General features: G+C 45.4%; 10 protein-coding genes. 7 read left to right on the top strand and 3 right to left on the bottom strand.

Going from position 1 to position 12,453, the window contains the following annotated elements:
• Positions 1 to 17: 17 nt before the first annotated feature.
• Both sucC and sucD read left to right on the top strand, forming a co-directional pair.
• On the top strand, positions 18 to 1,184 hold the full coding sequence (gene sucC, locus HUZ36_RS01070) for an ADP-forming succinate--CoA ligase subunit beta (RefSeq protein ID WP_010371452.1): 1,167 nt from the start codon (positions 18 to 20) through the stop codon (positions 1,182 to 1,184).
• A complete protein-coding gene (gene sucD / locus HUZ36_RS01065; protein WP_099641555.1) occupies positions 1,184 to 2,056 on the top strand; it encodes a succinate--CoA ligase subunit alpha in 873 nt (290 codons plus the stop codon). The genes sucC and sucD overlap by 1 nt, the downstream gene beginning before the upstream one ends.
• A 224-nt stretch (positions 2,057 to 2,280) precedes the next feature.
• Here sucD and HUZ36_RS01060 read toward each other — a convergent pair whose 3' ends face one another.
• The 3 genes from HUZ36_RS01060 to HUZ36_RS01050 form a co-directional block, all read right to left on the bottom strand.
• Positions 2,281 to 2,592, bottom strand: coding sequence for an antibiotic biosynthesis monooxygenase family protein (locus tag HUZ36_RS01060; protein WP_125252750.1), 312 nt, complete (start codon positions 2,590 to 2,592; stop codon positions 2,281 to 2,283).
• Between the two features lie 115 nt (positions 2,593 to 2,707).
• Complete coding sequence (locus HUZ36_RS01055) at positions 2,708 to 3,919, bottom strand: M24 family metallopeptidase (RefSeq protein WP_176031784.1); 1,212 nt, start codon at positions 3,917 to 3,919, stop codon at positions 2,708 to 2,710.
• A 15-nt stretch (positions 3,920 to 3,934) separates the two neighbouring features.
• Positions 3,935 to 5,170: an NAD(P)/FAD-dependent oxidoreductase gene (locus HUZ36_RS01050; protein WP_176031783.1), complete on the bottom strand. Its 1,236-nt coding sequence runs from the start codon at positions 5,168 to 5,170 to the stop codon at positions 3,935 to 3,937.
• A gap of 226 nt (positions 5,171 to 5,396) precedes the next feature.
• On the opposite strand from HUZ36_RS01050, the gene HUZ36_RS01045 reads away from it, so the two are divergent.
• The 5 genes from HUZ36_RS01045 to HUZ36_RS01025 all read left to right on the top strand — a co-directional run bounded on the left by HUZ36_RS01045 (position 5,397) and on the right by HUZ36_RS01025 (position 12,259).
• Positions 5,397 to 6,311, top strand: a complete 915-nt coding sequence (locus tag HUZ36_RS01045; protein WP_147389635.1) for a dihydrodipicolinate synthase family protein — start codon at positions 5,397 to 5,399, stop codon at positions 6,309 to 6,311.
• Between the two features lie 4 nt (positions 6,312 to 6,315).
• Positions 6,316 to 7,317 (top strand): 4-hydroxyproline epimerase, encoded by a 1,002-nt coding sequence (locus HUZ36_RS01040; RefSeq protein ID WP_125252754.1) that lies wholly within the window; start codon positions 6,316 to 6,318, stop codon positions 7,315 to 7,317.
• A 32-nt stretch (positions 7,318 to 7,349) separates the two neighbouring features.
• The gene (locus HUZ36_RS01035; protein WP_147389634.1) at positions 7,350 to 8,846 is read left to right on the top strand and encodes an aldehyde dehydrogenase (NADP(+)); all 1,497 of its coding nucleotides are present in this window, start codon (positions 7,350 to 7,352) and stop codon (positions 8,844 to 8,846) included.
• Positions 8,847 to 9,475: 629 nt separating this feature from the next.
• Positions 9,476 to 10,141 carry a GntR family transcriptional regulator gene (locus HUZ36_RS01030; protein WP_128731358.1) on the top strand — a complete coding sequence of 222 codons (666 nt, stop codon included), beginning with the start codon at positions 9,476 to 9,478 and terminating at the stop codon, positions 10,139 to 10,141.
• A 222-nt stretch (positions 10,142 to 10,363) separates the two neighbouring features.
• Positions 10,364 to 12,259: a propionyl-CoA synthetase gene (locus HUZ36_RS01025; RefSeq protein WP_176031782.1), complete on the top strand. Its 1,896-nt coding sequence runs from the start codon at positions 10,364 to 10,366 to the stop codon at positions 12,257 to 12,259.
• Positions 12,260 to 12,453: the final 194 nt, after the last annotated feature.

Here is a 12,453-nt window from a genome sequence, read left to right as displayed (position 1 = left end):
AAATTGGATAAAGCATCATGAATTTGCATGAGTATCAGGCAAAACAACTTTTTGCCGAATATGGTTTACCTGTATCAGAAGGCTTTGCTTGTGATACACCTCAAGAAGCAGTAGAAGCTGCTGGTAAAATCGGTGGAGACAAGTGGGTTGTTAAGTGTCAAGTACACGCAGGCGGCCGTGGTAAAGCTGGCGGTGTTAAACTTGCAGACAGCAAAGACGAAATCCGCGCATTCGCTGAAAACTGGTTAGGTAAAAACCTAGTTACTTACCAAACAGACGAGAAAGGTCAGCCAGTTGCTAAAATCTTAGTAGAAAGCTGCACTGATATTGCAAATGAACTATACCTAGGTGCTGTTGTTGACCGTGGTTCACGTAAGATCGTGTTCATGGCATCAACTGAAGGTGGTGTAGAAATTGAACAAGTTGCAGAAGAAACGCCTGAACTAATTCATAAAGCTGAGATTGACCCACTTGTAGGTCCTCAAGCTTATCAAGGTCGTGAGCTAGCGTTCAAACTAGGTTTGAACCCAACTCAAGTTAAGCAGTTCACTAAGATCTTTATGGGTCTAGCGCAAATGTTTATCAACCACGACTTTGCACTTCTAGAGATCAACCCTCTAGTAATCACAGACGCTGGTAACCTACACTGCCTAGACGGCAAAATTGGTGTTGACGGTAACGCGTTATTCCGCCAGCCTAAAATCCGTGAGTTCCACGATCCTTCACAAGAAGACGCACGTGAAGCACACGCAGCAAGCTTTGAGCTTAACTACGTTGCACTAGACGGTAACGTTGGTTGTATGGTTAACGGTGCAGGCCTTGCAATGGGTACTATGGACATCGTAAACCTACACGGCGGTAAGCCAGCTAACTTCCTAGATGTTGGTGGCGGCGCAACTAAAGAGCGTGTATCTGAAGCGTTTAAGATCATCCTTTCTGATGACAATGTTAAAGCAGTACTAGTAAACATCTTCGGTGGTATCGTACGTTGTGACATGATCGCTGAAGGTATCATTGGTGCGGTTAAAGAAGTTGGCGTAAACGTACCAGTAGTTGTACGTCTAGAAGGTACTAACGCTGAAGCTGGTCGTGAAGTACTAGCTAACTCAGGCCTTGACATCATTGCAGCTGAGTCATTAACTGACGCTGCTGAGAAAGTAGTTGCTGCTGCGGAGGGCAAATAATGTCTGTACTAATTAACAAAGATACTAAAGTAATCTGTCAAGGTTTCACTGGTGGTCAGGGTACTTTCCACTCTGAGCAAGCTATCCAATACGGTACGCAAATGGTTGGTGGTGTTTCTCCTGGTAAAGGCGGTACAACTCACCTAGGTCTACCTGTATTTAACACAGTACGTGAGGCGGTAGAGTCAACTGGTGCAACTGCATCTGTTATCTACGTACCAGCTGCTTTTTGTAAAGACGCTATCCTTGAAGCGATTGACGCAGGTATCGAGCTAATCGTATGTATCACTGAAGGCATCCCTACGCTAGATATGGTTGATGTTAAAGTGAAGCTAGAAGAAACTGGCGTTCGCATGATTGGTCCTAACTGCCCAGGTGTTATCACTCCGGGTGAAACTAAGATTGGTATCATGCCTGGTCACATCCACATGCCTGGTAAAGTAGGTATCGTGTCACGTTCTGGTACTTTGACTTATGAAGCAGTTAAGCAAACTACTGACGCTGGCTTCGGTCAATCTACTTGTGTTGGTATCGGTGGTGACCCAATTCCAGGTACTAACTTCATCGACGTACTTGAGATGTTCCAAAACGATCCGCAAACTGAAGCTATCGTAATGATCGGTGAGATCGGCGGTACAGCTGAAGAAGAAGCGGCTGAGTACATCAAGCACAACGTAACTAAGCCAGTAGTTTCTTACATTGCTGGTGTTACAGCGCCTCCAGGTAAGCGTATGGGTCACGCTGGTGCAATTATCGCAGGTGGTAAAGGCACAGCTGACGAGAAATTCGCAGCACTTGAAGCTGCGGGTGTTAAGACCGTTCGCTCTCTTGCAGAAATCGGTTCTGCACTAAAAGAGAAAGCGGGTTGGTAAGTTAATACCATCGTTTTAAAAAGGCTCCTTATGGAGCCTTTTTTTGATCTCGATGATGGCTTATATTACTAATTCGCTCAATTAAGTGAACTCCATGTAGGCAAGGTATTAATTACCCGGAGCTGAGGTTATTTGGTTGCTGTAAATAAGCAATTTTTAACGCTGTTTGCGTCAGGTTCACGCCTTAAAATTGAGCATGTATCAAGCTCATCGTTACTGTGCCGTTACAAGCTGTATTCTCTTTCCACTTTAGCGATACGGGTGGTATAGCTTTGATACCATTTATTATTACCGCTTTTTTGCGCTTCAATGTGCTCAGCATTCGCTTTCCATGCTTTGATTGACTCCAGGTCTCGCCAATAAGAAACCGTGATCCCAATTTCTTCACGCGCTGATTCTAATCCTAAAAATCCGCGTTGAAGCATAGCAAGCTCGACCATTCTCGACGCGGTTTGGGCGTAGCCCTCGTCGTCTTCATTTTTTATATTGGTAAAAATTACGGCGTAATAGGGTGGCGGTGGAGTCGTTGCTATCATAAGTTGTGGCGCAGTAAATTGTAGGTGTGAAGTTTATACCAATTAAGCTGTGCTCAAATCAATCATGATAAATAATGAGTTACTCATCAGAACAACTCATCATTTATTGCTAATGCTATTCGACCCCAAAAGGGTTGTCTATGCTGTGGGCAGGTTCAGTAAACCAACGTGGGCCATCGTCGGTCATATAGAAATGGTCTTCCAAGCGAATGCCAAATTCGTCAGGAATAACCAGCATAGGCTCATTTGAAAAGCACATTCCAGCGGCAAGCGGCTCTGGGTTGTCTTTGACTAAATAAGGCCATTCGTGGATATCTAAGCCGATACCATGTCCAGTGCGATGTGGGCAACCTGGTAGTTGATAGTCAGGACCTAGCCCATTGCTGGCAATATATTCTCTCGCGGCTTTATCAACAGCGCCGCAACTCGCGCCAACTTTGGCTGCGTTAAATGCTGCAAGTTGCGCTTGCTTCTCGATTTGCCAAACGGATTTTTGCTTTTCACTGGGGTCGCCAAAAACATAAGTACGGGTGATATCACTAAGATAGCCGTGTAACTTACAGCCTGTGTCGACGAGAACCACATCGCCTTTTTTCAACGTTTGCGGATTTTTCACGCCATGTGGGAATGAGGACGCGACACCGAATAACACAATACAAAAATAATTGCCCGGCGCACCCACTTTTTTGTGCGCTTCATTAATAAAGGCTTCCACTTCGGTTGTGGTGATCCCTTCATACAGCATAGATGCCGTCGCTTTATGTACGGCAAGTGTCATGTCCATTGCGCGTTGAATAAGGGCAATTTCATTTGCCGATTTATGCATTCTGCAATGTGCGGTTACTGCCTTTGCATTAATAAGCGAAAGCTCTGGTGCCGCGAGTCTGATCCCATCAGCAACAAAAAACGCAGTGCTTTCGTCAATGGCGAGTGTACCTGTGCTATCAATATTGAGTGTGTTAACTACGTTTGCGACAAGCTCGTAAGGAGATTCTTCTTCTTGCCAAGTATGGATAGGGCCTTCAATCAGCCAATAATCTTTAATAGAGCCAATTTCAAAAAATGGGACGATAAACTGGACCTGTCCGGTGGCGGGTAAAATAGCGCCGACCAAACGTTCACTGGCGTACCATTGTAAACCGGTAAAGTACTTTAAATTTGTACCTGCATTTAAATAGAGTGCATCAATGTTGTTTTGCTGCATATAGTGTTGAGCTTTTTCTATTCTTGCTAAATACTCGCTTTCGCCAATCGGTGCTACGCCTTTGGTCATATCTTCTAAGTTATCTAGCGCTTGCTGCGCACTTTGGTATGCAATACCTTTCATTTTTGTGCTCCTTGTTTAATTAAATCGAGCAATACTAAAAGGAGTAAGATCGATGTCGTTGGGCTTGTTGTCAATAAGATCTGCGATACATTCACTTGAAATTGCGGCTTGGGTCAGTCCTAGGTGTTGATGACCTAGTGCAAAATAAAGGTTGTGATGATTAGGCGCTTGTCCGATGACGGGTAAATAATCTGGGAGTGAAGGGCGGCAACCAACCCACAAGTTATCATTTTCCTGTGGCAGCGATGAGTTTAACAGCATGCGTGCATGATGTAATAACGCGTGAGCACGGCTGTAGTTGGGTTTACTCTCCAGTGTGGCAAATTCTACTGTACCGGCAAGTCTTAACCCTGTTGTCATTGGCGTCATAATGAACCCTCGTTCACTTGATGCGACGGGTCTGGTAAGCGTATTATTCACTGCCAACATGTTGTGATAACCACGCTCGGCAATCATGGGCAGTGAGTAACCTAAAGACGTACAGAGCGTTTTACTTGCAGCACCTGTTGCCACAACTACTTTGTTAAAGGCCATCATGTGGCTTTTGGAGTGAAGTGTATAGCCATGCCCTGTGTGGGTAATATTATCGATTGAGCCTTGCTTGAAAGTACCGCCTAGCTGCATAAACTGCTCATATAACGTCAAACAGAGGGCGTAGGGATCTGTGCTATGCGCGACTTTATCAAAATACAGTGCTGAGGTAATGGTATTTGATAGGCTCGGCTCCATTTCTCGGGCTTGATCACCTGTTAGTAAGCTCACTGAAACGTCCTGCTCGGCGTATTTGTGATAGCTTTGACGCGCTACGCTTTCGGCGCCTTCAAATACCAGTAAACTGCCGTTGCTAGATATAAGTGTATGATACTTATCACCAAGCAAACGTTGATATGCGGGGAGTGCGCGTTCATTTAAACTTCTAAGTGCGATTGTACCTTTATGGAAGCAGCTACTTTTCATTTGCTTTAAGAATCGTACAAACCAAGGAATATTTTTGAGTAAAGAAGTAGTCTCAATTCGCAAAGGCCCAAGCGGATTGACTAACATGCTAGGCACCTTTGTGAGTATATCTGCATCTGCCATGGGAAATATTTGCTCTGTGGCAAAATGCCCCGCGTTGCCCATAGAGCAACCCTCTGCGGGCTGATTTTTATCGATCAAGGTAACAGCGTGGCCTCGTCGAGTTAATTGCAGCGCTGTGGTGATCCCAATAATCCCAGCACCTATTACTGCAATGTTATTATTATTTTCCACGATTTACCTCACCATCTTAAATTGTATTTCCACATAGCCATCAATCAGGCCTCGTTTAAATACCAAGAAGAAAAATTTATTACATATAAATCATAAGACTACAGAGAGTTAAGCCAATCATTTGAGTGGATGGCTAAAAAATCTCAAGTTGAATATTGATTATTGTATACAATATACCTATGATAGCAAGCACAATAACTAAACAACTTAATGAAAGGCGAGAACCATGAAGGTAAATTGGCAGGGTGTATATCCAGCGGTAACCACTCAATTCCATGATGATGAAAGCATCAACTTTGATACCACAAAAGCGATGATAGATAACCTGATTAACGAAGGGGTTCATGGCATCATAGTATTAGGCACCGTAGGTGAAAATTGCTCACTCACGGCTGACGAGAAACGCCAAGTCTTAAAAGCTGCAACAGAAGTGGTAGGTGATAGAGTGCCACTACTTAGTGGTGTGGCTGAGACCACAACAGCACTGGCTATTGAGTTTGCCAAGGATGCAGAAGCGCTTGGCATAGATGGGCTGATGGTATTGCCGGGAATGGTCTACCGTTCAACCGAGCGTGAAGCTATTCATCATTACCAACAGGTGGCGCGCAGCACCGCGTTACCTATTATGATTTACAACAATCCAGTGACCTATGGTGTCGACGTGTCAATCGAAGGCATGAAAACCTTAGCTGAAGAGTCCAATATTGTTTCTGTAAAAGAAGCAACGGAAGATACCCGTCGTATTAGCGAGCTGTTTAGCGCATTTGGCGATCGCTACGTGGTATTTGGTGGTGTTGATGACATCGCACTGGAAAGCCTGATGCTTGGTGCAACGGGTTGGATCTCGGGATTGACTAATGTATTCCCACGCGAGTCAGTGGCTATTTATAGGCTTGCTGAGCAAGGTCGTTTTGAGGAAGCGCGCGCTCTGTGGCGTTGGTTTTTACCTTTGTTACGCTTAGATACAATCCCAACACTGGTGCAGTGCATTAAATATGCCGAGCAGCTAGCTGGACGAGGTAGTGAAGTAACTCGCTCGCCAAGATTACCTCTCACTCAAGAAGAAAAAGCCTATGTAAGTCGCTTGTTCGATGAAGCAATGGCAAATCGAATTGACTTAAGCCAATTTAACTTGGACTAAGCGTATGATTTTGGGCACCTATTATTGTATTGATGGCCATACCTGTGGCAACCCTGTGCGCTTGGTCACAAGCGGTCATCCAACGCTTTTGGGTGAGAGCATGAGTGAAAAGCGCCAACATTTTTTACGTGACTACGATTGGATAAGGCGCGCACTGATGTTTGAGCCCAGAGGCCATGACATGATGTCGGGTGCCTTTTTATATCCACCGACCACTGCTGATGGGGATGTGGCAATCCTATTTATCGAAACCTCTGGGTGTCTGCCGATGTGCGGACATGGCACTATCGGGACAGTCACTTTTGGCCTTGAAAGCGGCCTTATTACTCCAAAAGAACAGGGTGTACTCAAACTTGATACTCCAGCGGGGCGCGTGAATGCCTATTATGAAATGAATGCAGGTAAAGTGACTTGGGTAAGGCTCTATAATGTACCGGCATTTTTGGCGTATCAAGCGGTGCCTGTCCACGTTGATGGGCTAGGAGAGCTTACTGTTGATATCGCTTACGGCGGTAACTTTTACATAATTGTTGAGCCTCAAAGTCTATTTGCTGGCGTGGATCAAAGTTGCGCCGCTGAATTACTGGCATGGAGCCCTAAAGTGCGCGCGGCAGTTAATGCGCAAATAAACCCTATCCACCCTGAAGACTCTACCGTGTGCGGTGCCTCCCATGTGTTATGGACAGGCAAGCCACAGCATTCAGATAGTCATGCAGCAAACGCGGTATTTTATGGCGATAAAGCACTTGATAGGTCACCTTGTGGCACAGGCACAAGTGCAAGAATGGCGCAGCTATATGCAAAGGGGCTGCTAAAAGAGGGTGATACCTTTGTTCACGAGAGCATCATAGGCAGTCAATTTATCGGTAAGGTCGAAGGCACAACTGAGGTCGCGGGAAAAGTGGCTATTCAACCAAGTATTCAAGGTTGGGCACGTCAAACGGGGAGTAACTGCATTACAGTAGATGACGAAGATCCTTACGCATTTGGTTTTCAGGTGCTCTAGCCATTAAGACTGAAAGAAAACAGGAGCTAACAATGAATTTATCAGGAAAGAGCTACATTAACGGTGCGTGGCAAGCTGCGCAAAATGCAACAACATTTTATGCGTTTTGTCCTGCAACCAATGAATCGTTAACGCAAGCATTTTTTAACGCCAGTGAAGCACAAGTAGAGGAAGCCGTTAATGCAGCAGAGCAGGCTTTTAAGGCTTATCGTAAAACGTCGATGACTGCTCGTGCAGAGTTTCTAGAGACCATAGCACAAGAAATTCTCGCCTTAGGTGATGAACTAATAACTACCACGATGGCTGAAACTAACCTGCCACGAGCAAGGCTTGAGGGCGAGCGTGGCCGCACGGTCAACCAATTAAACGCATTTGCCGCAGCGCTGAGAGATAACCTAGCAGAGCTCAGTTTAGATAAAGAAGAGCAAGCGGACCCAAATCGCACTCCGCTGCCTAAGCCAAAAACACAGCTTAAGCATATTCCAATTGGCACTGTTGCGGTGTTTGGTGCGTCAAACTTCCCGTATGCCTTTTCTACGCTCGGAGGCGATACCGCAGCTGCGTTAGCCGCTGGCTGCCCTGTGGTATATAAAGGTCACCCAGCACATCCGGCAACGTGTGAGCTAATGACTAAGGCCATCGCCACAGCAATAAGTAAGTGTGATATGCCAAGCAGGGTGTTTTCAATGCTGCAAGCCAAAGTGTATGATGTCGCGCATTGGTTGGTGGAAGCTAAGCCTATCAAAGCGGTTGGGTTTACAGGCTCCTTTGGTGTTGCAAAAGCATTGCAAGACACCATCGCGAAGCGCCATGAACCTATTCCGCTTTACGCTGAGCTTGGCAGCGTGAACCCGCAAATTGTTTTACCTGAAAAAGTTCAGGCACAAGGCGCAGAGCTTGGTGCACAATTTGTCCAGTCTTTACTTATGGGTAATGGTCAATTTTGTACTAGCCCCGGTATTTGGTTGGTGCCAAGTAGTAGTTCGCAAGCATTTATCGAGACGGCTAAGCAAAGTGTTAGTGGAGCGCCTTCTGATACCTTATTGACTCCGGGCATTTTAAAAGCTTATCAAAACAGCATCGCGGCGCTAAAAGCACACCCTCAAGTAACGTTGTTGAGCGCTGGTGAGCAAGCACAGCCGTTTCACGCCAGCGCTCACTTGTTCCTGACGGATAGCGAAAGCTTTGCAACCGATGCAAGGCTTAAAGAAGAAGTCTTTGGGCCAAGTGCTTTAGTGGTGAGCTATGACAACTTAGCGCAGCTTGAAGACTTAATCGCAGACTTAGATGGACAGCTCACCGCCAGCATTCACGGCACTGAGTCTGACCTACATCAAGCTAAAGACATCATGGAAGCGCTACAATACCGTGTAGGTCGACTGATTTATGGGCAAATGCCAACAGGCGTTGAAGTGTGTGCCACCATGAACCATGGTGGGCCGTTTCCGTCATCAACCGATGTACGCTCAACATCGGTAGGGTTAGAAGCGCTCAAACGATTCGTAAGACCAATTTGTATACAAAGTTAAGCAAACCAAGCCCATAGTACCGCTATGGGCTTTTTACTGTATTGTACTTAAGGCGGTGTTCATGCTTATAGCGAGGTTGAGCTGTAGGTTGGTACTTAAGAGTTTTTTGCTTGAGTGGATATGTATAGAGTGATAAGTTAGCGCTTTTCATAACAATAATCGGAACAGTCATAGTATCCATGGTTTGTAAAGACACAGATAAAAAGCCTAATTCACCAATCAACTCAAATAAGCACAAGTTCAAGCTAGCGCTGGTTTTAGGGGTCATAGCGCTAGTCGGTACTGTTGTATTTTTTGTCCTGACCAGTAATTTTATTGCGGTTGACAACTGCTTAGACGCTGGGGGAAGCTTCGACTACGCACTAGAGACTTGTGTTCACTAATAAAGTCATCGTTATACGGGTCGTTCCTAATGCGATATTGCTGGGTTCGACTTAATGACGAAGAGCAAATATATTTGTTCGTTTACAGATAACCCATAAAGCGAAACTCGGTACAATAAACATAAACCTAATTTTGCGCAGACACTGATAACTCAATACATGACCCTGTAATTAATTAAGACAAACATGCAATTTGCATTCAGATACGTTTATAATGGGTTCATAAAACAATAATTACTAAAGATTATGGCGATTGTACATAAAACTCGAACTCAATTAGTTGCTGAAGCAATTCGTGAAAAAATCCTCACTGGCGAAATCAAAGCGGGCGAGCCGCTAAGGCAAGCCGCACTGGCGGATGAGTTAAATGTCAGTCGTATCCCAGTTAGAGAAGCCCTTCTGCAACTAGAAGCTGAAGGCTTAGTTAACTTTGAAGCGCACAAAGGTGCGACAGTCACGCGTTTAAGTGCCGAACAAATTGATGAAATATTTGACTTACGCGCATTGTTAGAAGCCGAGCTATTACGTCACTCAATCGAAAAGTTAACCGCGCGCGACCTATTAGAAGCCGAAGCCATCTTAGCTGAACTTGAAGAAGCCACTGCCGCTGGTGATACACAGCTGGCAACGGGCAAACTCAACGCCGAATTTCACAGTAAACTCTACAGCAAAGCACAGCGCCCACAAACTCGCGAGTTGGTGGATGTGTACAGCAAAAACTCTGAGCGCTACGTGCGCATGCACATCCTTCTTGCCGGTGGCATTAAAACTGCGCCCGAGGAACATCGCCAGCTATTAGAGCTGTGCCGCGATAAAAATACCAAAGGGGCCTGTGACTTTTTGAAAAAGCATATCACTGGCGCAAAAGATGATATTAAAGCGCTGCTGCTAAAGCTTGAAAGCGAGCAATAGGTAAATTTGGTTGTATAAATCTCAGTGGATTTCTGAACCGTAGTCATATTTACTACCATGACTGTTGTTCAGGATGCTGTGATTACATGTATTGCACGGACATAATCATATTTAACGCCCCCAACATTGATCCACATCATCCTCGCAAGACTAAAGTCTCATCAAAACTTGGCGGCTTTTTATCTATCTTTACTCTGTTCTAGCAAAACTGAGTAACCTATTATGACAACAACAACCTATCAGCAGGCATACCACACATTTTCCCAAGACCCAGAGGCATTTTGGCTCAACGAAGCGGCACGGCTTGATTGGCATACGCCACCAAAAATCGGACATAACCAAGACCAAGAGGGGCTAAGTCATTGGTTTAGTGATGGTTTGATGAATACCAGTTATTTGACACTTGACCATCATGTACATCAAGGCCGAGGCGAGCAAACCGCATTAATTTATGACTCGCCGGTGACGAATACCAAACGCAAAATTAGCTATCGAGAATTGCTCTCTCAAGTGAGCCATTTTGCGGCTGGCTTAAATCAACTTGGTGTTAGCGTAGGTGATAGGGTGGTAATTTATATGCCCATGGTGCCTGAGGCGGTTGTTGCTATGCTTGCCTGCGCGCGCGTGGGTGCTATTCATTCTGTGGTGTTTGGCGGTTTTGCGCCCCATGAGCTTGCGGTGAGAATAGATGATGCTAAACCAAAGCTAGTGATCAGTGCTTCTTGTGGAATTGAAATAGGTCGCACTATTGAATACAAACCTATGCTGGATGAAGCTTTATCGTTGGCAAAGCATCAAGTGGAACATTGCATTGTGCTACAGCGTGAAGCATACCAAGCACAGATGTCATCGCCAAGAGATCTAGATTGGACGGTGGTGGCAAATACACCAGAATCTTTTGATGCTGTGCCTTTACCAAGCACGCATCCGCTTTATATTTTATATACCTCTGGCACCACAGGCACACCCAAAGGAGTAGTGCGAGAGCAGGGGGGTCACGCTGTGGCATTAAACTACAGTATGAAAACCGTTTACGGCATGGAGCCCGGTGAAGTATTTTGGGCAGCATCCGACATTGGCTGGGTTGTGGGGCATTCTTATATTGTCTATGGCCCACTGATTTATGGTTGCACCAGCGTGTTATACGAAGGTAAACCGATTAAAACCCCGGATGCTGGGGCGTTTTGGCGAGTGGTTGAAGAATATCAAGTGGCAGCGCTCTTTAGTGCGCCCACGGCATTTCGTGCCATTAAAAAAGAAGATCCGAGCGCGGCGCTATTGGCTAACTACAACACCAGCAGTTTAAAAACTTTATTTTTGGCAGGTGAGCGACTTGACCCTGCCACCTACGACTGGTTACAGTCCACCACAAAGCTGCCGGTAATTGACCACTGGTGGCAAACAGAAACGGGTTGGGCTATCGCATCTAATCCCGTTGGAATTGAGCTGATGCCCACAAAAGCGGGCAGTGCCACGGTTCCCATACCTGGCTATCAAGTTGAGATCCTCGATGTCGACGGCAGTACATGTGAGGCCAATCAACAAGGCGTTGTTGCAGTTAAATTGCCCCTTCCCCCAGGTTGTTTAACCACTATTTGGAATAATACGACGCGCTTTAAAGGCAGTTATTTGTCTCAATACCCCGGTTATTATCTCTCTGGTGACGGCGGCTATTTTGATGAAGGCGGCTATCTGTTTATTATGGGCCGTACCGATGACGTAATAAACGTAGCCGGACATAGACTGTCAACTGGTGAAATGGAAGAAATTGTTGCAGGCCATAATGCTATTGCAGAATGCGCCGTATTTGCCGGTAAAGATGAGTTAAAAGGCCAAGTGCCTATTGCTATGGTGGTATTAAAAGATGGTGTAAACACCACTGAAGCGGCCATTACAGAGGAAATAAGAGTCTTGATCCGAGAAAAAATCGGCGCGATTGCCTGTCTTAAAACTATTAGAGTCGTTGAGCGTTTACCCAAAACCCGTTCGGGTAAAATACTTAGAAAGAACTTACGCCAGCTGGTGGATGGAGAAGATATTATCGTACCGTCTACCATTGATGACCCAGTCATTATTGAAGAATTAAAACAGCTGTGGGGTGAGGGTCAGTACCAATAGTTTTGTATGTCAGCGGGTTACTCCAATGCCAAACATTCAATATTTAATGTGGCTGGTTTATCCCGCGATAAAATATACCTCAGGTAGGAGCGGGTTCACCCCGCGATCTTTTGAGTACGGTTATCGTTTTAACCTAATATCACGTTAAGTCATGGCTACCTATGCTGCTGAGCTAACAGAGTGAACTTTGTGCT

Origin of the sequence: Pseudoalteromonas sp. McH1-7 (assembly GCF_013366255.1) — a bacterium.
GTDB classification, from domain to species: Bacteria; Pseudomonadota; Gammaproteobacteria; order Enterobacterales; family Alteromonadaceae; genus Pseudoalteromonas; species Pseudoalteromonas peptidolytica.
The sequence above is the reverse complement of the archived record's forward strand: the minus strand, read 5'-3'. Positions and strand labels throughout refer to the sequence as shown.